Below are 18,928 nucleotides of genomic sequence, written 5' to 3' on the forward strand. Positions count from 1 at the left end.
TGGCCAGGTGAGAATACGCCTTGCTTATGTGTTACTAAATCACTAATGAAGTAGTGATATATTTTAGGTTTGTCTCTAATGAAGTCTCGTGGTCCATTTTGTATTCGTAATGCAGCTGCGGATACATTTGCTATGGTAGTTTTCTGCTTTATCTCTGGCATGATCGTAGAAGTGTTTATTTCCGCTATGACGTTTGAGCAGTCTCTTGCTTCAAGAACGTTATCTATTCCGGTAAACATTGCTATTGCTTGGCCTTATGGTGTATTTCGTGATTGGTTCTTACGTAATGGTGCAAAACTTTCACAAAGTTCATTGATGAAGAACTTGGCTGATCTTATGGCTTACGTGTTATTCCAATCGCCTGTGTATGCTGGGATTTTACTAGCAGTAGGCGCTTCAACTGACCAGATTGTCACCGCGGTTACTAGCAACGCGGTTATTTCATGTGGCATGGGCGTACTTTATGGTTATTTCTTAGATATGTGCCGTAAATGGTTTAGAGTTCCAGGTTATTATCAACAAGCGTGAATAAAGTGAAATAAGCGATACTTGGTTTGTTTTTGATCTAATGAGTTAATTTGTAATCGAACAAACTGAAAAAGGCACTTTTTTTGATAATGCCACTTGACCAAAGCAAGCAGAATCAATAAAGTAGCGCCTCGTTGAGTGACAAGCTCAACACAAAACTTGTGGAAGGATGGCTGAGTGGCTTAAGGCGCTCGCCTGGAAAGCGAGTATACGTTTATAGCGTATCTGGGGTTCAAATCCCCATCCTTCCACCACTATTCAAAACCCTAGCAGAAATGCTGGGGTTTTCTCGTTCTAGAGCCCCTATAATTCTCAACTTACAATACATTCAACATTTCGTCTGAAGTGACTCGGTGCACAAGTTAGTAAGCGCAAACGAGATCTCGATAAATTGGGATATATTTGAATGCCAAACTTATGAGACGCTTGGTTTAGGGTTAATCGAATTACAAGGTAGTTGAATGCATCACTTTAATATCCGTGCTCTTGAATATTTAAATGCGTTATCCAAATATGGGTCGCTTCGAAAGGCATCTAAGATGATGAACGTTGACCCTGCGGCAATGAGTAGGATGCTAACGCAACTAGAAGCTCAGGCGGAAATGAAACTTTGGGAGCGAAATAACCGCCACTCACTGTTAACTGAGGCGGGTAATGAACTATTGAATTATTATCGTTCTATCGTTCGCGGAGAAGCGGCAGTTTTAGCTCGGCTGACTAAGCTTAAAAACCTCCAAGGGGGTAACGTCAGTATTGCTATTGGTGAAGGCTTTATTACCAACTTGGTGGCTAAACCAATGCAAACCTTCATGACTCGTTATCCCGATATCAACCTTTCTATTGAGATTGCGGGAGCTCTTGATGCCGTCAAAATGCTTGAAGATCAACAGATAGATTTTGCAATCACTTATGCTTCTGCTCCACACCCGAAGTTGCATTCGCATGTTGAACGTAGCCACCCACTGGAACTCATCGTACCTAAAGGGCACTTCCTTACCAGTAAAGAAGCTCCTGTAACACTGCGGGATATTAAAGATGTTTCTCTCGCGCTAATCGATAACTCGACAGGAATGGGAAGGCTGGTAAAACACGCTGAGCAGGTATCCCATCTTACTTTACAACCAAAGCTTCAAACTAACTCGGTAACGGCACTTACTAACTTCGTTTCCGCAGGCCTAGGTGTGACTTTTATGCCTAAGCTTACCGTGATTGATGAAATCAAATCAGGTCAAATTGAAGTGGTCGCGACTGAGCTAGAAATGCTTTCGAAAGCAACCGTGAAGGTTCAATCTTTAAAAGGCCGAGCACTTACGCTTCAAGCCGAAACATTGTTAGGTTTTTTGCTCGAAAATGCAACGTTCTTGAGCCATGATGCCTACAATCTTTAGGCATCATAGATTTATGTAACGACTCCTCCCAAGCTTCTAAATACCTCCAATATCACAGTTCCAAACTTCCAAATTCGTTTCTAAGTTGAATTGACTTTTTATCAACGGATCCTCTATTGTTAAATCAACGCCTGCCGAATAAGTTACAAATTATTAACGAAAATAATATTTGAATTAAAAACAGTGTTTAGCCGATTGAGCTTTTGCTGGGCATTAGGGGAAGAGAATGGAAGTAATTGTAATTGGCAGTGGTGTAATTGGGTTAACCAGTGCTTGGTATCTGGCGAAAGAGGGTCACACTGTTACGGTTATTGACCGACAGGATGCAAGTGGCAAGGAAACGAGTTTTGCTAACGCCGGGCAAATTTCTTACGGTTATTCATCACCATGGGCGGCGCCGGGGATTCCTTTGAAAGCGATGAAGTGGCTCACTCAAGAGCATGCTCCCTTGAAAGTGAAGCCGTCACTTTCCCCTGAATTAGTTTCTTGGGCGACTAAGATGCTCGCCAATTGCAATGAAGCTAGATACGCCGTGAATAAGTCACGCATGTTAAGAGTGGCAAACTATAGCCGAGACTGTCTCACTCATCTAAGAACCAGTGAAGACTTGGCTTACGAGGGCAGGCAGAAAGGCACCTTGCAAGTATTCAGAAGCGAGAAGCAACTGGACGCAATTCAGCAGGATATGAAGCTGCTAAAAGAGAGTGGAATCGAGCACTCGCTGTTTGGTGTTGAGCAGTGCCTTTCAGTGGAACCGGGTTTAGCTGATGTGAAAGACAAGCTGGTGGGCGGCTTATACTTACCTCATGATGAAACGGGTGATTGCCATCAGTTCTGTTTAGCCTTAACTGAGAAAGCCAAGGCGCTTGGCGTTCAGTTCGTGTTTGATACTGAAGTGGTGAGTTTGAATCATCAGAACCAAACCATAAAAAGCATTACGACAACTCAAGGTGAATTCAAAGCGGACGCTTATGTGGTGGCTTCGGGAAGCTATTCTCGTGAACTGCTCAAGCAAGTGGATTTATCGATTCCTGTATATCCCGTGAAGGGCTACTCCCTGACACTGCCGATCGTGAGTGCAGATAAGTCACCGACCTCAACGGTTATGGATGAAACCTACAAGGTAGCGATGACTCGTTTCGACGACCGAATTCGTATTGCAGGGACGGCAGAGCTTGCTGGTTTCAATTACCTGATTCCAGAAAAACGCAAAGCTACGATTGATATGGTGATCAAAGACCTTTTCCCACAAGCGGGGGATTTTTCTAAGGCAGATTATTGGACAGGACTACGACCAATGACGCCAGATGGCACGCCTATCATCGGAAAGACGCCAATTAAGAATCTGTTTACCAATACTGGTCACGGGACGTTGGGTTGGACGATGGCATGTGGTTCAGGAAAGCTATTAGCGAGTGTGGTCAGTGGCTCGGATTGCGATATAAAAGCAGACGACTTAAGTATCCATCGTTACATGTAGTTCATCAAAAGACTTGGTCATACGAATTAGCCCATGTTTATTATTAAGCATGGGCTGATTTGGTTTAAGTGTTACGGCTTATCGGGTAGTGGTTTCTAACACATGGGTGAATCTTTCCCACGATTTTTGGTCAGCTTCATTTTGGTAATTATTAGAGCCGAACACGGTAAACGCATGGGGAGCGCCACTATAGGTGATCATTTCATGTGGAACTTTGGTCGTTTCAAGTTCAGTGGCAAGGTTGCCAAAATCTTGCATTGAAATCATGGCATCAGCCGTTCCGTGGAACACGACAACCGGAGCTTTAGTCTGCGAGTAGTCTTGGCCTTTTGGTGTTGATAAACCGCCATGGAAGGTGACATAAGCCTTCGAAGGAATCCCAGCACGAGCCGCTTCCAATACAGCAGCTCCGCCAAAGCAGTATCCTATCATCACGTTATTATCTAAGTTGCCCCCAAGTCTTTTCGCTTCCATGGCTCCAGCGTTGAGCAGCGCACGCATTTTCTCTCGGTCCTTGTACAGCTCGCCTGTGTGTTGTTTTTTGTCTTTCACTTCGGTTGGGCGAATGCCTTTACCAAATAGGTCGATGGCGAACACGTTGTAACCGAGTTCGTTGAGCATCTCAGAACGCTTCTTTTCGTAATCCGTTAAGCCATCCCAATCGTGTATTAGCAGCACCAGAGGCGCTTGGTCACTGGCTTCACTCCAATAACCTTCGTAGTCCATCCCGTCGACTTGGTAAGTAACGTTTTCTCCAGAAATTGCTGAAAAGGGTAGTAAAACTGAAAACAGGCCGAGTGTAGTGAGTTTTCGCATGCGTTATTCCTTTAGATGACAATGACGTTCCAATCGAAAGTATAGATAACACGATGATTCTCGCCAGATTTCTGTTTCTAATTTGAAGTGTAGAGGTGCAAGATGAAGGGGGAATGCTCAAACAGCCATCACGATGAAGTGTGATGGCTGTTTGACGGTGTTCTTAGATTACGGAAATTTGCATATCCAGAGCTAGGTGTGACGGGATGCAATTACCAGGAAGCGTTGGTCGTGCTAAGGCACATATCCGGATATTTTCGCTGATAGCGTGGCAACATCGATTCGTTACCTAAGATGCCACCTTGGTGAATGTAGATAATGGTTTTGGTTGGGTTATCTTGTTGCCATTGTTCTAAGCATTGCCACATCAATGGGTCGTAAAGCAGGTCAAACTCGATGTCGGTTTGCTCTTGCAGATCCAACCAAGTTTGATAGTCCTGTTGATACAACTTTCCAAAGTGGTGTTTGGTTTCAAGCGATAAGATCTGTGGATGATCGGACTCACCAAGCTCATTAAATTGTTGCGTCAGATAGTCACTGCCACCGACACAAGCGCAGGTTAATACAGGGATGTTGTGTAGCTTTAAATGCTTATGAAGATAGAGAGCAGTGCTGCCTGTCCCAGCAGGGAGTGCGACCACAAAATCGTGTTGGTTTTCGAAGCGAGTCCAGCTCAGTATCTCCATCGCCAGTTGCTTAACACCATACTCAGCAAGCTGAGAGCGTCCACCCTCAGGTAATACAATGCAGTGGGAGTCAGGTTGTCTGACTTGCTCAATATACGCTTGTGGATGAAGTTCAGAGCCTGTCTCTTTAACTGAAATCACCTTCGCGCCAAGGTCTACTGCACCACGGTAATTACCTATTGGGCGTTCTAGTAGCCACTGAGGGAGATGATCGACATAAAACTCAAGCGTCCAACCTTTGATCTTTGCCAGTGCTGCGAGTGAGAACAGAGAGTTAGCCTGCGCAGAACCAAAGCTGATCAAGGTTGTGGTCTCTGGGTGTTCGTCTTCCAGCAGCTTCATGAACTTGCGGGCTTTGTTGCCGCAAAAGTGTGAGTGAAGCTGATCGTCACGCTTTAAGAAAAAGGTGTGGTCGTTAAATTGATGCTGAGTTACAGGGCTATTATTTAGTTTCATCGCACTTAAATAAAATGCAGACTAAAGAGCCAGCATTTTTAAATCAAATAGGACGGACGAGTATCTAGTAGCCAGAGGCGACTGTAAACCAACTAAATCAAGTTTTCGTTCGATATTGATGCAGATGAATCGGCTTGAAAAGTGATCTTGGCTGTGCATCCACCACATCTGCGATTGAACAATTCAAAGTCCCAATCAAAACACTGACACAAGTCATCGACAATCAATACTCTTTGAGTATTGGTTTGATGGGGGAGTACATAGGTCGTATTTTCATCGAAACCAAAAATCGCCCTTTGTATCTGATCCAATCTGTGGTCGATACACCTTCATTAAAAACACACTTTAAATTAGAGGAGTCAGCATGAGCCTGAACCGAACGCACCTCACAAGATGGTTCGGTTTGCTGTGGCTGGTGTTGGTGGGTTTGTTGTTGATTGTACGGTGTTTGCCTTGCTGCATTACATGGTTGGTTTGCCTTTAATGACGGCGAGAATTGGGTCTTTCATTGCGGCTGCAACGACAACTTGGTTTGGTAATCGTGTGCTGACTTTCGGGTTCAAAGGGCTGGGTCGTTGGTCTGAAAAGCTGATTCAGTGGCAAAAGTTTATGTTCTCAGCGTCGATATCGGCAGTACCGAATCTATCGTGCTTCAAGTTGATGACGGAATTACTGCCAATATTTGCTGGCGCTGTGTTTATCGCGATGGCCGTTGGTATTTTGGTCGGTATGGTGACGAACTATCTGTTTAGTTGGTATTGGGTCTTCACCCGTTAAGCTCCCTAGTAGCAGACACAAAAAAGCGCAGCTAAATAACTGCGCTTTGTCTTTTATTCTTACGAAGTGTATCGGCTCACAATATTAGCGTTGTGTAGCGCGTTGACGACTCTTTCCGTTACCAGCAGGTTTGCCACTTTGACCATTACCGGCTTTGTTGCGGTTTGGTTTGCCGCTTCCGCTGCCATTGCTTTGGTTAGCGTTCCCTTGGCTACCGTTGCCGTTACCAGTAGGCTTTTTACCACCAGGCTTATTGCTACCAGATTTGGAGTGGTTGCGTGGCTTCTCGCCGCCTAAACCCGGTTGAGATTTGCTGTGCTTAGTTGCAAAACGCTGTGAGCCATGACGACCAGACTTACGACGTTGTGCAGGTGTTTGTGCATCAAAATCTTCTTCCGGAATCAAACAGCCAGGCTTGTCACCGATAAGGTGTTTCTTACCCATATCGATTAGTGCTTCGCGGATTATCTTCCAGTTCTCTGGATCGTGGTAACGAAGCAATGCTTTATGCAGACGACGTTGACGGTCACCTTTAGGCACAGGCACATCTTCACGTTTCTTATATTTCACGCGCTTCAGAGGGTTAGTCTCTGAGTAGTACATCGACGTTGCATTACACATTGGCGATGGGTAAAAGTTCTGTACTTGGTCACACTCGTAGTTATGCTTTTTCAGCCACAACGCAAGGTTAAGCATGTCTTCATCTTCTGTGCCCGGGTGAGCTGAGATGAAGTAAGGAATTAGATATTGTTTCTTACCGGCTTCAGCGCTGTACTTTTCGAACATCTCTTTGAAACGATCGTAAGTGCCCATGCCCGGTTTCATCATCAGATCCAGAGGGCCTTTTTCAGTATGCTCGGGAGCAATCTTCAAGTAACCACCTACGTGATGAGTCACAAGCTCACGCACGTATTCTGGAGATTCAATCGCAAGGTCATAACGAACGCCTGATGCGACCATTACTTTCTTAATGCCCGGAACTTTTCTCGCTGAGCGGTACAGGTCAATGGTGTGCTGGTGGTCTGTGTTTAGCTTCTCACAGATTTTTGGGAACACACATGATGGGCGACGACAGTTAATTTCCGCTTTCGGATCTGAACAACCTAAACGGTACATGTTCGCCGTTGGGCCACCCAAGTCAGAAATAGTACCAGTAAAGCCTGGTACTTTATCTTTAATGTCTTCGATCTCATCCAAAATAGATTCTTTCGAACGGTTCTGAATGATGCGACCCTCGTGCTCTGTGATTGAACAGAAAGAACAACCACCAAAACAACCGCGCATGATGTTCACAGAGGTTTTGATCATATCGTAAGCAGGAATCTTCGCTTTGCCATACATAGGGTGAGGAACACGCTTGTAGGCAAGGCCAAACACGTAATCCATCTCTTCAGTCGTCAATGGAATTGGTGCTTGGTTAACCCAAAGTTCACGGTCTCCGTGACGTTGAATCAAAGCACGACCTGAATACGGGTTTGTTTCCAGGTGTAAAATACGGCTCGCGTGAGCGTAGAGAATACGGTCGTTGTTTAGCTTTTCGAATGCAGGGATACGAACAGCAGTTGTTTTTGCATCGTGACGAGAAGGGCGAATAGCAATGGGTTGTGCCTTTACTTCTTCCACTTTTTCGTCTTTCTTGGTATCACATTGCGTTTCCACTTCGTACGGGTTTACCGGCACGTAAGCTTTGTTCGGCTTTTCGATACGAGAAGAGTCGATGATTTTGAAGCCTTCAGGGGCTGCTGCAATATTGATTGCCGTACCACGAATATTCGTCAGAGTTGACATGTCTTCGCCGTCAGCAATGCGGTGTGCTACTTCAACTAGCGCACGCTCAGCGTTACCAAAAAGAAGAATGTCAGCTTTTGCATCAAACAATACAGATCGACGGACTTTATCCGACCAGTAATCGTAGTGCGCAACACGGCGTAAACTTGCTTCGATACCACCAAGAACGATTGGCGTGCCTTTGTAAGCTTCGCGACAGCGTTGGGAGTAAACCAGAGTTGCACGGTCAGGACGCTTGCCACCTTCGTTGTTTGGCGTGTAAGCATCATCGTGACGTAATTTGCGATCAGAGGTGTAGCGGTTGATCATGGAGTCCATGTTACCCGCTGTGATGCCGAAGAATAGGTTAGGTTTACCCAGTTCCATGAAGGCATCTTTATTGTCCCACTTAGGTTGGGCAATAATGCCCACGCGGAAGCCTTGAGCTTCAAGCAAACGGCCAATGATAGCCATACCAAAGCTTGGGTGATCGACATAAGCGTCGCCCGTTACAATAATAATGTCACAGCTATCCCATCCAAGAGCATCCATCTCCTTTCTACTGGTAGGCAAAAAGGGTGCGGTTCCGTAGCACTCGGCCCAGTATTTTTTGTGTTCGTGAATAGGAGTGATATTGCTGTACATATTTCAACCTCTGATTTTTGAGGCGGGAATTATAGCGGCATGAGACTAGAGTAGCCAGTAGAACATGCCCTTGTTAATTCTAGTGTCTTTAGTCATTTTGGTGAAATAAGACACAAGAGCTACACCTCAGCATAGTTGAAGCGTTAAGTAGAGTGGCTAATTTGTTATTTTGATTAGTGTTCGCAGCAGTTTTTGATATTATTCGCGAAAATAAGTCTGAATAAGTAGATCCACAATGGTTGAATCATTATTAGTACAATTTGCACCCATGCTACTGGGAGCCCAACTGATTTTAACGTTAATCTTAGTGAAGGGCGATATTTGCCCTGGTCAACGTGGCCGTATTCACAAGATGTTACCTGCGATTGGCGTGCTTTGGCTGGCTGTTGCTTCATTGAGAATTGAAGCGTTTCTGATCGTATTCGCTATCTTTTACTTCTATTCTCAAGTTCAAACTAAGAAGACACGTGACTCAGGCCCTATCTGGGTGATGTATCTTGCGTGTGGTTTGGCGCTGTCATACGTTGCTATCCAAGCAAGCGAACAGGTAAATCCAGTTGGTATTATTACGACTGTGGTGCTGGTGGCTTTACTGGGTGCTTCTTTCGGACATTTATTGCTGACTATCGCAAGAACGCGCTTACAAGCATTTCACCGCGTTCTGCCTGTTGTGGGCGTATTAAGTGGCATGCTAGTGGTATTGGCGACCGTGATTAACGTTTATTCACTGTCTGAAGCGCAACTAGAACCTGTTATTTCAACCTTGTTGTTTAGCTTTGCTTTGCTTATCTCTTCCATCGTGGTTTGGTGTTGGCATTTACTGTTCGTTAAGACACCTGAAAAGCTTCAGCTTACGGTTTCATTGTTGATGTTATTAGCGGCAGCTGTTGGTTTAACGCCAGTTTGGGCACTGTAACCATTCATCTGATTTAAGAAGTGTGATCTGTTTTTTAGCGTGACCTTGGTAAGCGTTCTAAACTTAACTTTAGTCGGTATGTTGGTAAGGAGTACGGGATGGATTTAAGCAACGTCAAAAGTCTTGATAGCATTATTTTGCTCGGAATTGTGAATGAGAAACTTCGTTTAGAGTGCGATAGTTTTGAAGAGCTGATCAGTATGTATGAAATGGATACAGAAAGTGTTGTGGGTAAGCTGGATATGCTTGGCTATCAATACGACCCACTGACTAACCAGTTTAAGTCTTATTCGAGATAAGTCATAAATTAGCTCATGAATCGACACCATTTAAAAGTCACAGAACGAATCTGTGACCTTTTTTTGTTTCTTCCTTATAGTGCTGGCTTGAATCACATCATCATGTATGGATCTTAAACGACTTCAATACCATCAAGGTGACTCTTACTTTGCTGTCTTGCTGTGCTAAAGAAAGCTTGTAGATAGCGTTTGTCTTTTTCTGAGTTTCTTACCGCAGCAAACAGTCGTCGCGATAAGCCGTCGCCCAATGGTTTACTAGCGATTAAACCTTGTCTTGAAAATTCACTGATCGCCCAGTTTGGTAAGGCTGCGACCCCTAGACCAGCAGATACCATTTGCACCAACATTAATGTGTTATCTGCCTGTTTCCATTTCTTCGGCTCTACACCTGCCGGTTGCAAAAAGTGTTTCACTACATCGAGACGTTGCTTTTGAACGGGATAGGAAAGCATTGTCACATTACTAAGATCTTGTGGGTCGATGCTTGGCTTCTCTGCTAAAGGTGAATTAATAGCCGTGATCAAACGCATCTCGAAATCGAAAAGTGGCTCGTAGTGAACCTCTGAACGCGGTTGAATGTCTGAGGTGATCACCAAGTCTAATTCACCGGCCATTAATGCGGGTAGAGGTTCAAAACCAAAGCCTGATGAAAAATCGAGCGTTACGCTTGGCCAAGCAACTTGGTATTCCTTCAAAGCGGGCATTAACCATTGGAAGCATGAGTGACACTCGATCGCCATGTGCAAACGACCATTCACATCCTCTTTTAGGCTTGCGAGTTCGTTCTCTGCTTTAGCAATTCTTGGTTGTATCTCATCGGCGAGCTTAAGCAAGATCTCACCCTCAGAGGTGAATTTTACGGGCCTAGTTTTACGCAGGAAAAGCTGACCGCCAATACGAGCCTCAAGGTCTTTCAATTGATGAGAAAGCGCCGACTGAGTCAGATGAAGAGAAGTTGCAGTGGCTGTAAGCGAGCCGCTGTCTCTCAAGGTGGTCAATGTTCGAAGGTGTTTAAGCTCTATCATGAGTATTCCTCATATTCCCTAAGCCAATTCAATATTTCTTAATAATCACCCTACGGTGTTTTTGAACTTTTGTAAACGTCTAGATGTCCAGATGGATTTGTATTTTTCACTTTTAGGTTAATCAAGATGAAAATTATTAATAAACAAGATGAATATTTGGACGTTGTTCATTGTTCAGATTGGGTAGATAGTTTAGCCATCCAGACGCCTTTTTTGTGAGGGTGAAAATCACGATAGGCAATCTGAACAGATACTAATAATTATTGAATAAGGAACAGGTTCATGACTACGACAACGCATATTCTTGGCTACCCACGCATCGGTGAAAAACGCGAACTGAAATTCACACTAGAGAAGTACTGGCGTGGCGAGATTGACCAATCAGAACTTAAGCAGCTCGGCAGCGAACTGAGAAATCGTAACTGGAATGTACAAGCCGACGCGAATCTAAGCTTTGCAACTGCGGGTGACTTTGCATGGTACGACCATGTGTTAACAACGACTTTGCTGTTAGGTCATGTGCCAAAACGTCACGCTGGTGGATTAGAAGATGAAAAAGCCTTCCCAGACTTAGATACCTTGTTCCGCGTTGGTCGCGGGCAATCTCAAACACAAATACAATCTCAAAAGCAGCCAACTTGTTGCGGCGGGAAACATGGTTCAGAAAGCGCCAAAGGTGGTGCTGCGGCATCTGACATGACCAAGTGGTTCAATACTAACTATCACTACATTGTGCCCGAGTTCAGTAAGGACGATTCGTTTGAAGTGAGCTGGCCACAACTGTTTGATGAAGTGAATGAAGCAATTCAAGCTGGGCACAAGGTTAAGCCTGTCCTTCTCGGGCCATTGTCGTATTTATACCTCGGCAAAGAAGTAGAAGAATATTTTGACCGTTTAACCTTACTTCCGCGTCTGCTTACTGCTTATCAAACTATTCTGGCAAAACTCGCTAAGTTGGGCGTTGAGTGGGTTCAAATCGATGAACCAATCCTTTCTTTGGAACTTGAAAAGCCATGGGTAGAGTCATTCAAGTTGGCGTATCAAGTGATTCAAGGCGATGTGAAGTTATTACTTACCACCTACTTTGATTCGGTGACTGATACGTTAGATAAAATCGTAGAGCTACCAGTTAACGGTTTACACATCGACTTGGCTGCCGCACCGCAGCAACTCGATGAAGTGGTGGGTAAGCTACCTGAAGATTGGGTGTTTTCAGCGGGTGCAATCAACGGACGTAATGTTTGGCGAGCAGACTTAGCTACTCAGCTAGAGAAACTGCAACCTGTGAAAGAGAAATTAGGTGATAAGCTTTGGGTCGCAAGTTCATGTTCATTGCTGCACAGCCCGGTTGACCTTGAGTTAGAGGATACACTCAGCGAAGAAGTGAAGAGTTGGTTTGCTTTCGCGAAACAGAAAGTCACAGAGGTTAGCTTACTGGGGGCGGCGCTAGACGGCGATCAAAATGCCATTTTAGCGTGTGAGACTTACAGTCAACCGATTGTTGCCCGCAAGAGTGCGACCCATGTGAACAAGCCGCAGGTACAGGCTCGTATTAACACCATTACCAAAACCCTAACGGAGCGAAGTGCTCCTTATGCCGAGCGCGCCGCACATCAGTCTGAAGTTCTTGGTTTACCGTTGTTACCAACCACCACCATAGGTTCGTTCCCACAAACCGGTGAGATCCGTGTTCAGCGCAGTGCTTACCGCACTGGCAAACTGAGTGAAGCGGAATACAACACCGCGTTGAAAGGTCATATTGCGGATGCGGTGAAACGACAAGAAGCACTTGATTTGGATGTACTGGTTCATGGTGAAGCTGAACGTAACGACATGGTGGAATACTTTGCCGAAAACCTAGCAGGCTTTCAAACCACTAAGTTTGGCTGGGTGCAGAGCTATGGCTCGCGCTGCGTGAAGCCTGCGATTGTAGTCGCGGACATTGAACGTGAGAAACCGATGACGGTGGAATGGTCGACCTACGCCCAGTCTCTGACTACGAAGCAAATGAAAGGCATGCTGACAGGCCCTGTGACAATCTTGTGCTGGACATTCCCGCGTGAAGATATCTCGCGTAAAGAAATCACGAATCAGCTAGCGTTTGCTTTGCGTGATGAAGTGTCTGATCTACAAGATGCAGGAATCAACATTATCCAGATTGATGAACCTGCGATTCGTGAAGGTTTGCCTCTGAAAAAACGCGACCATGCCGAATACTTAGAGTGGGCAGTGGACGCCTTTAAGATTTCAGCGGCGAGTGCTAAACCAGAAACTCAGATTCATACGCACATGTGTTACAGCGAATTCAATGAGATCATTGATTCAGTGGCCGCGTTGGACGCCGATGTGATTACCATTGAAACCTCTCGCTCGAACATGGAACTGCTCAAAGCGTTTGAAGAGTTCAATTACCCGAATGCGATTGGCCCCGGTGTTTACGATATTCACTCACCAAACATTCCATCAGAAGAGTGGATTGTTGATTTGCTGAAGAAGGCGGCAGAGAAAATCCCGGCAGAACGTTTGTGGGCAAACCCAGATTGTGGTCTTAAGACGCGTAACTGGGTAGAGACAGAAGCGGCGCTGACTAACTTAGTTTCGGCGACTAAGGCACTGCGCAAAGAGTGGGAAGCTGTTGAAGCTTAAGCATAGATAAAATTAAGGTGACTCCCCAAAAACAAAGGCCTCGCAAATGCGAGGCCTTCTGGTTTTATGCTTGTTCGAATCTAGCTGCTGCTCTGACACGTCTCTTTACTGATCAGCTTTTCAACCATCAGTTGTCCGCGAGTGTTGCGAATCTTGATGTTGTAAGCCAAACCCATGTCGAGGTTTGCTCTGACTTCAGAGTTGGTGCAGTAGCTGTTCACACTCATGTCTACAACTTGGTTCAAAGGTTTCGCACCTTTAGCATCTTGGTTGTAGATCATCATGATCTCGATAACGGTGTTTTTTGCCAGTACACGCATAACTGACAGTGGACCATACTCAATCGGCAGGCCAGCAGATAACACGCCAGCACGGTGCTGCGCCATCATCTCGAGTTGTCTTTGTTGGTCTTGCTCACTTGAAGCACAGCCTGTAAGCAAAGCCATTGCTAGTGAGCCAATAATCCATTTTTTCACGTTAAAATACTTTCTTGAATGGTTTTACGATGACATTTTGGTAGACACCAGCATCAATGTACGGGTCTGCGTCAGCCCATGCCTGTGCGTCTTCTAAAGAGTTAAACTCAGCAATCACAGTAGAACCAGTGAAACCCGCTTCACCAGGGTTATCTGAATCAATCGCTGGCATTGGACCTGCTGTCAAAAGTCGGCCTTCATCGTGAAGTGTTTGTAGGCGTTCTAGATGTTGTGGGCGAACACTTAGGCGTTTTTTTAATGAGTTTTCGACGTCTTGAGAAAAAATCACGTACCACATATTGGATATCCTTATTTTACTTCACTGAATTGGGGCATTTAAATTCGCTATCTTGCTAATTTACGCGAACTAATGGGTATTGGAAGGGGGAATCATAAGAAATTGTGAAATGGTGCGAGAGAGCAGTATGGCCTTTAGCTAAACCATTTACTGAAACTAAAGACCATTCACATTAATGACTTAGCGAAAAGTACTACTTGTTGATAGGGCGAGGCTTGCCACTTTCATCAACTGCCACGTAGTTGAAGGTCGCGCCACAGACTTTGTAACGGTCACCGATGCCGTGATCAAGGACAGGCTTAACCCATACTTCTAGGTCGATATTCATCGAGCTACGGCCAATCTTAGTGCAGTCACCATAAACACACACGACATCGCCAACCGATACAGGCTGTTTGAATTCAATGCTTGATACTGACACGGTGACTATTTTTCCGTTTGAGATCTCTTTCGCCAGTATGCCGCCCGCTAGGTCGAGCTGAGACATTATCCAACCACCGAAGATCTGACCCGCTGCATTGGTATCAGAGGGCATCGCTAATGTGCGAAGAAGTAAAGAACCAATAGGGTTCAAAGTTGATTGAATCGTCATTGTAGTACTCTTGGTGGTATTGATTATCTTAAATAAAAACTGATGTGTTGACTGGTTAAGCACATTGGTAAATGAGTGCAATGAACAACAAGAAACCAGATGACCGCTAATTTAGTGAGATTGTCATTAAATAATAGGCTTTATTTTGACCAGTTTCCGCAACACAAAAAAGCCAGTGGCCAATGATCACGAGTATCATTGGCCACTGTTAAATAGCATATTGATAAGAAGTGTATCAAAAAGGGAGTGAGGACTCATCCCTTAGGGTTACTTCTCGTCGGTATTTTTATCCGTTAGCTCTTTCTGCTGGTCTTTTTGTAGATGCTGGTCTTTTGGCAAGTGCTTATAAATATATATACCTGTCAGTAATGTGAACAACAAGGTCGCGATGAGCAGACCAAACACCTTGAAGTTAACCCAAATATCCAACGGCAGGTTGAAGGCAACGTAAACATTGAGAATCGCACACAAAGTGAAGAACAGGGCCCAAGCCCAGTTGATCTTGCCCCATACAGGCTCAGGCAGTGTGATCTCTTTACCTAACATACCTTTAATAGCCGATTTACCCATAAGGTGACTGACGGTCAGGCCGATAGCGAACAGCGCATAAACGATGGTCACTTTCCATTTAATGAAGTTGTCGTCGTGCAAGAAGATAGTCATGCCACCAAATACGGCAACCATTAGAAACGTGATGATCTGCATTTTCTCTACTTTCTTGTAGATCAAGTACGTCAAAACAATTTGAACAGCAGATGCAACGATCAAAGCACCAGTCGCTGTATAAATGTCGTACATCTTATACAGCGCAAAGAAAATGATGAGGGGTATGAAATCAAGAATTTGTTTCATGTGGCACTGAATATCCAGTTAGTTGAGTTGCAAACAGTCTAACTAAAATTACTCCGATGCTAAATAGCCCAAGGCAATTGGCTCAAAACTAATTACTTTGATCGGCCAATCAATTCATCGGCGATGTTTGATAGCGATGAATGAACTTCTTTGTGTCTTCTAAATAGCCTTCACTTTTCAGACTATCTAAGGTGTTCTCTAGATCTTGCTCATTTATCAACGAGCCAATCCACCAAAGTCGATAGTGACGCATTCTGACGATTCTTAGGTTGAATTAAAAAGTAACCATTTCCGGAAAAGACACTGTCTTCACTCACTTTCACCAATCGACCCAAATCGATATCTTGCTGAGCGAGTGTGATATCGCCTATTGCAATCCCAAACCCTTGAATGGCCGCATTCATGGCTTGATCGAGCGTGGCAAATTGTTGGTTGTTCTTGCTTGCAAGGTCGAGGCTCCCTATATGCTCCAACCAAAGTCGCCAATCACTTTGCTCATTGTTGGCGTGTAACCAAGTGTACTGAGCAAGTTTGTGTGGCTTGATAACAGTCGAAGTGCTGTTTATCCGATGGCTCGGCACAATACTCTGTGCTTGGCAGATGGGGGCGAGTTGCTCGTTGAACAGCAGTTGGCTAACAATCGATTGTTGGTTGGGTTTCTTGCCATAGGTAATCACTGCATCGAAGGGGTCAAAGCTTGGCTCAAAAACGTGCTTGATGGTCGATGTAAGCTCAACATCAATCTCTGGGTAAGCCTGTTGAAACGACATTAACTTAGGTAGCAACCAAGAAGTAATACAACTTGGCGCGTTGAGTTTGATCTTAGAGGGTGAAGTGGCAATTTGATTAAGTGCCGATTGCAGTTGCTGAATGGTCCCTTGAATGAGAGGAACCAGTTCTTCCCCTTTAGGCGTTAATGACAAACCACGAGCATGGCGATAGAAGAGATCACAGCCAAGACTTTCTTCGAACGATAACACCTGACGACTCACTGCTCCTTGTGTGACATTGAGTTCATGTGCCGCTCGAGTAAAATTGAGGTGCCTTGCGGTGGATAAGAATGCGAGCAAGGTTTTGGTTGAGGGAAGGGTACGATTCATCTCTTTACCTATGATTTTTTATCATGGCTATTATGTGATTATTTCGATTCATTTATCAATAGTGTTCTGTTTGAATATAAATACTTAATCATCAATTGTGATTCAATATGTGTATAGTTCGCATTTTTTGAATATGAAGGCAGTGGTGAAGACCTCTTTATTACATGGAAGGGACAGTTTTTGACATCTTTTATTGATAGTTTAGTACCTCAGGCCGTAAAAAAATTAATACCTTATCAATCGGCAAGAAGAATTGGTGGTGATGGACGTATCTGGTTAAATGCCAATGAACTAGAGAACACTTTGTTCGAAGCTGAACCAAGCTATAATCGCTACCCAGATTTCTTACCTCAAGATATTGCCAAGGCGTATCAAAAATATTGCGCAACAGAAGCTCCTACAATCGCGGTTCGTGGCGCTGATGAAGCAATTGATCTTCTGATCAGGGCATTTTGTAAGCCAGAACAAGACAAGATTCTTATCTGTTCACCAACGTATGCCATGTATGAGTTTTGCGCTGATGCACTGGCGATTGAAACGCTCGACTCTCCTTTACAGGAAGATTTTAGCTTAAACGTTGCTGACATCGTGAATAAAGCCGAGTTGGCCAATATCGTTTTTCTTTGTTCACCCAATAATCCAACCGGCAATGTGATTCCTAAATCAGATTTGACTCAAGTACTCGAGGGGACCATCGGAAAATCTCTAGTGGTGGTGGACGAAGCGTACATTGAGTTTGAACCACAAACCTCAGCTGTGAATCTTATTGAGCGTTACCCGCATTTAGTGGTGGTCCGTACTTTGTCTAAGGCATTTGGTCTTGCCTCGGTTCGCTGTGGTTTTATTTTAGCTAGCGCAGATGTCATGCAGTATGTCGCTAAACTGATACCGCCATACCCAATGCCAGATTGTTCTTCTCAAATCGTGTTAGACGCTTTATCTGATGAACGAGTGTCAGTGATGAAAGACGCGACTTTAAAGCTTGTTAAGCTACGTAACTGGTTTGCTGGTGAGTTAACGCAGTTTGATTTCATAGAGCAGGTTTACCCATCTTCTACTAACTTCGTGTTACTACGCCACAAGCCTGAGCACGAAGTGTTTAGTGTATTAGCAAAAGATGGCATTGTGACAAGGGATCAAAACCACGAGCCCGCGTTACGTCATTGTGTTCGAATTAGTATCGGCAGCCAAGAGAGTATGTCGGAAGTGATTGAGTCACTTTCGCGCTACCAAGCCGAGCTACAACTAAAACTCAAACCACAAGATCAACAACCTCAATATCAACTTGGTAAAGATCATATCTAGGATGGCAATGATGAAAAAGATAATACTAGGACTCGCGTGTACGGCCGCTTTACTTGGTACAACGGTACAGGCGAAAGAAATCCGTTTGGCATCAGACTTTACGTATCCGCCATTCAACTACAAAAATAGTGAAGGTGTGCCTGTCGGGTTTGATATCGAGATAGCAGATGCTTTGTGTGAGCAAGCTAAGTTAGATTGCACTTGGGTATCACAAAGTTGGGACTCGCTAATTCCAAGCTTATTGGCAAGAAAGTCAGATGTGATCATGGCTTCAATGCGTATCACAGAAGAGCGTAAGCGCAAGATTTTGTTTACTGATAAGTACTACCAAACACCAGCCGTGTTTGTTGCTGCCAAAAGCGCGGAGTTTGGTATTGATGAGAAGGGCTTAGAGGGCAAAACCATCGGCGTACAACAGGGTACGATTCACGACCGTTACGTAACCGATAAGTTTGGTGACATCGTAAACATCAAGCGGTACACCGGTCAGGACGAAGTGTACCTTGATCTGCAAAATGGCCGTTTAGATCTAACGTTTGGTAACTCTGACCAACTATCACTTGCTTTCTTAGACAAGAAAGAAGGGGAGGGTTTCGAGTTCAAAGGCAAAGCGGTGACCGATAAAGCCTACATCGGCGAAGGCACGGCTCTAGCGCTAAGAAAGCAGGATTCAAAACTGGCGAAACAATTCAACACCGCAATCGAAGAGATAAGAGCGAACGGCACTTACGACAAGATCGCCGCTAAGTACTTCACGTTTGATATCTATGGTAGTGATTTGTAATTGAGCTAGCGCTTAAAATTAAATCACCAAAAACAAAAATCCGAGAGCTGTGAGGCTCTCGGATTTTTTCGCTTATGTCCGTGGTATCAATT

Annotated in this window: 18 protein-coding genes, 1 tRNA gene and 2 pseudogenes; 11 read left to right on the top strand and 10 right to left on the bottom strand. The window is 44.5% G+C overall.

The features are described 5' to 3' along the window. Positions 1-78: 78 nt before the first annotated feature. The 4 genes from OCT63_RS06260 to OCT63_RS06275 all read left to right on the top strand — a co-directional run bounded on the left by OCT63_RS06260 (position 79) and on the right by OCT63_RS06275 (position 3,396). Positions 79-528: an L-alanine exporter AlaE gene (locus OCT63_RS06260; RefSeq protein ID WP_060467431.1), complete on the top strand. Its 450-nt coding sequence runs from the start codon at positions 79-81 to the stop codon at positions 526-528. 163 nt (positions 529-691) lie between these two features. Then, positions 692-782 (top strand) — tRNA-Ser (locus OCT63_RS06265). 207 nt (positions 783-989) lie between these two features. Next, on the top strand, positions 990-1,916 hold the full coding sequence (locus OCT63_RS06270; RefSeq protein WP_161685922.1) for a LysR family transcriptional regulator: 927 nt from the start codon (positions 990-992) through the stop codon (positions 1,914-1,916). A gap of 226 nt (positions 1,917-2,142) precedes the next feature. After that, entirely contained in the window at positions 2,143-3,396 is a 1,254-nt protein-coding gene (locus tag OCT63_RS06275; protein ID WP_161685920.1) for a D-amino acid dehydrogenase, read from the top strand. Between the two features lie 78 nt (positions 3,397-3,474). Here OCT63_RS06275 and OCT63_RS06280 read toward each other — a convergent pair whose 3' ends face one another. The 3 genes and pseudogenes from OCT63_RS06280 to OCT63_RS06290 all read right to left on the bottom strand — a co-directional run. After that, on the bottom strand, positions 3,475-4,212 hold the full coding sequence (locus OCT63_RS06280; RefSeq protein ID WP_161685918.1) for a dienelactone hydrolase family protein: 738 nt from the start codon (positions 4,210-4,212) through the stop codon (positions 3,475-3,477). 212 nt (positions 4,213-4,424) lie between these two features. Beyond that, the gene (locus OCT63_RS06285; protein ID WP_161685916.1) at positions 4,425-5,354 is read right to left on the bottom strand and encodes a pyridoxal-phosphate dependent enzyme; all 930 of its coding nucleotides are present in this window, start codon (positions 5,352-5,354) and stop codon (positions 4,425-4,427) included. A gap of 92 nt (positions 5,355-5,446) precedes the next feature. Then, positions 5,447-5,584: pseudogene (locus OCT63_RS06290) on the bottom strand (sensor histidine kinase); the annotation flags it as partial. 3 nt (positions 5,585-5,587) lie between these two features. Here OCT63_RS06290 and OCT63_RS06295 point away from each other — a divergent pair. Beyond that, positions 5,588-5,722: pseudogene (locus tag OCT63_RS06295) on the top strand (glycosyltransferase); the annotation flags it as partial. A gap of 25 nt (positions 5,723-5,747) precedes the next feature. Beyond that, positions 5,748-6,131: a GtrA family protein gene (locus OCT63_RS06300; protein ID WP_269983383.1), complete on the top strand. Its 384-nt coding sequence runs from the start codon at positions 5,748-5,750 to the stop codon at positions 6,129-6,131. Between the two features lie 84 nt (positions 6,132-6,215). Here OCT63_RS06300 and OCT63_RS06305 read toward each other — a convergent pair whose 3' ends face one another. Continuing rightward, the gene (locus OCT63_RS06305) at positions 6,216-8,543 is read right to left on the bottom strand and encodes a YgiQ family radical SAM protein (protein ID WP_269983384.1); all 2,328 of its coding nucleotides are present in this window, start codon (positions 8,541-8,543) and stop codon (positions 6,216-6,218) included. 235 nt (positions 8,544-8,778) lie between these two features. Here OCT63_RS06305 and OCT63_RS06310 point away from each other — a divergent pair, with 235 nt between their 5' ends. Together OCT63_RS06310 and OCT63_RS06315 are read left to right on the top strand one after the other, a co-directional pair. Beyond that, positions 8,779-9,459 (top strand): hypothetical protein, encoded by a 681-nt coding sequence (locus OCT63_RS06310; RefSeq protein ID WP_060467441.1) that lies wholly within the window; start codon positions 8,779-8,781, stop codon positions 9,457-9,459. A 98-nt stretch (positions 9,460-9,557) separates the two neighbouring features. Further along, positions 9,558-9,758, top strand: a complete 201-nt coding sequence (locus tag OCT63_RS06315; protein WP_017055091.1) for a DUF4250 domain-containing protein — start codon at positions 9,558-9,560, stop codon at positions 9,756-9,758. Positions 9,759-9,871: 113 nt separating this feature from the next. Here the strand turns inward: OCT63_RS06315 and OCT63_RS06320 are convergent, their stop codons facing one another. Next, the gene (locus OCT63_RS06320) at positions 9,872-10,783 is read right to left on the bottom strand and encodes a LysR substrate-binding domain-containing protein (RefSeq protein ID WP_060467442.1); all 912 of its coding nucleotides are present in this window, start codon (positions 10,781-10,783) and stop codon (positions 9,872-9,874) included. Between the two features lie 282 nt (positions 10,784-11,065). Here OCT63_RS06320 and metE point away from each other — a divergent pair, with 282 nt between their 5' ends. After that, positions 11,066-13,429, top strand: coding sequence for a 5-methyltetrahydropteroyltriglutamate--homocysteine S-methyltransferase (metE, locus tag OCT63_RS06325; RefSeq protein WP_269983385.1), 2,364 nt, complete (start codon positions 11,066-11,068; stop codon positions 13,427-13,429). A gap of 80 nt (positions 13,430-13,509) precedes the next feature. Here metE and OCT63_RS06330 read toward each other — a convergent pair whose 3' ends face one another. The 5 genes from OCT63_RS06330 to OCT63_RS06350 all read right to left on the bottom strand — a co-directional run bounded on the left by OCT63_RS06330 (position 13,510) and on the right by OCT63_RS06350 (position 16,747). Then, positions 13,510-13,905, bottom strand: coding sequence for a GspS/AspS pilotin family protein (locus tag OCT63_RS06330; protein WP_269983386.1), 396 nt, complete (start codon positions 13,903-13,905; stop codon positions 13,510-13,512). A gap of 1 nt (position 13,906) precedes the next feature. Further along, positions 13,907-14,203, bottom strand: coding sequence for a YciI family protein (locus OCT63_RS06335; protein WP_269983387.1), 297 nt, complete (start codon positions 14,201-14,203; stop codon positions 13,907-13,909). 193 nt (positions 14,204-14,396) lie between these two features. After that, positions 14,397-14,795: an acyl-CoA thioester hydrolase YciA gene (gene yciA / locus OCT63_RS06340; RefSeq protein ID WP_017061510.1), complete on the bottom strand. Its 399-nt coding sequence runs from the start codon at positions 14,793-14,795 to the stop codon at positions 14,397-14,399. Positions 14,796-15,062: 267 nt separating this feature from the next. Next, positions 15,063-15,647, bottom strand: coding sequence for a septation protein A (locus OCT63_RS06345; RefSeq protein ID WP_269983388.1), 585 nt, complete (start codon positions 15,645-15,647; stop codon positions 15,063-15,065). Between the two features lie 209 nt (positions 15,648-15,856). Next, complete coding sequence (locus tag OCT63_RS06350; protein ID WP_060467446.1) at positions 15,857-16,747, bottom strand: LysR substrate-binding domain-containing protein; 891 nt, start codon at positions 16,745-16,747, stop codon at positions 15,857-15,859. A gap of 180 nt (positions 16,748-16,927) precedes the next feature. Between OCT63_RS06350 and hisC the strand changes: the two genes are divergently transcribed. Then, positions 16,928-18,052: a histidinol-phosphate transaminase gene (gene hisC / locus OCT63_RS06355; RefSeq protein WP_269983389.1), complete on the top strand. Its 1,125-nt coding sequence runs from the start codon at positions 16,928-16,930 to the stop codon at positions 18,050-18,052. A 10-nt stretch (positions 18,053-18,062) separates the two neighbouring features. Continuing rightward, the gene (locus tag OCT63_RS06360; RefSeq protein WP_161672184.1) at positions 18,063-18,836 is read left to right on the top strand and encodes an ABC transporter substrate-binding protein; all 774 of its coding nucleotides are present in this window, start codon (positions 18,063-18,065) and stop codon (positions 18,834-18,836) included. The last annotated feature ends 92 nt before the right edge of the window (positions 18,837-18,928 follow it).

Source organism: Vibrio sp. RW (assembly GCF_027587105.1).
Taxonomy (GTDB): domain Bacteria; phylum Pseudomonadota; class Gammaproteobacteria; order Enterobacterales; family Vibrionaceae; genus Vibrio; species Vibrio toranzoniae.

Excerpts from the sequence above, each read along its gene's own strand:
- OCT63_RS06260 (WP_060467431.1), top strand. The coding sequence starts at position 79 with ATGAAGTCTCGTGGTCCATTTTGTATTCGTAATGCAGCTGCGGATACA.
- OCT63_RS06270 (WP_161685922.1), top strand. The coding sequence starts at position 990 with ATGCATCACTTTAATATCCGTGCTCTTGAATATTTAAATGCGTTATCC.
- OCT63_RS06275 (WP_161685920.1), top strand. The coding sequence starts at position 2,143 with ATGGAAGTAATTGTAATTGGCAGTGGTGTAATTGGGTTAACCAGTGCT.
- OCT63_RS06280 (WP_161685918.1), bottom strand. The coding sequence starts at position 4,212 with ATGCGAAAACTCACTACACTCGGCCTGTTTTCAGTTTTACTACCCTTT.
- OCT63_RS06285 (WP_161685916.1), bottom strand. The coding sequence starts at position 5,354 with ATGAAACTAAATAATAGCCCTGTAACTCAGCATCAATTTAACGACCAC.
- OCT63_RS06300 (WP_269983383.1), top strand. The coding sequence starts at position 5,748 with ATGGTTCGGTTTGCTGTGGCTGGTGTTGGTGGGTTTGTTGTTGATTGT.
- OCT63_RS06305 (WP_269983384.1), bottom strand. The coding sequence starts at position 8,543 with ATGTACAGCAATATCACTCCTATTCACGAACACAAAAAATACTGGGCC.
- OCT63_RS06310 (WP_060467441.1), top strand. The coding sequence starts at position 8,779 with ATGGTTGAATCATTATTAGTACAATTTGCACCCATGCTACTGGGAGCC.
- OCT63_RS06315 (WP_017055091.1), top strand. The coding sequence starts at position 9,558 with ATGGATTTAAGCAACGTCAAAAGTCTTGATAGCATTATTTTGCTCGGA.
- OCT63_RS06320 (WP_060467442.1), bottom strand. The coding sequence starts at position 10,783 with ATGATAGAGCTTAAACACCTTCGAACATTGACCACCTTGAGAGACAGC.
- metE (WP_269983385.1), top strand. The coding sequence starts at position 11,066 with ATGACTACGACAACGCATATTCTTGGCTACCCACGCATCGGTGAAAAA.
- OCT63_RS06335 (WP_269983387.1), bottom strand. The coding sequence starts at position 14,203 with ATGTGGTACGTGATTTTTTCTCAAGACGTCGAAAACTCATTAAAAAAA.
- yciA (WP_017061510.1), bottom strand. The coding sequence starts at position 14,795 with ATGACGATTCAATCAACTTTGAACCCTATTGGTTCTTTACTTCTTCGC.
- OCT63_RS06345 (WP_269983388.1), bottom strand. The coding sequence starts at position 15,647 with ATGAAACAAATTCTTGATTTCATACCCCTCATCATTTTCTTTGCGCTG.
- OCT63_RS06350 (WP_060467446.1), bottom strand. The coding sequence starts at position 16,747 with ATGAATCGTACCCTTCCCTCAACCAAAACCTTGCTCGCATTCTTATCC.
- OCT63_RS06360 (WP_161672184.1), top strand. The coding sequence starts at position 18,063 with ATGAAAAAGATAATACTAGGACTCGCGTGTACGGCCGCTTTACTTGGT.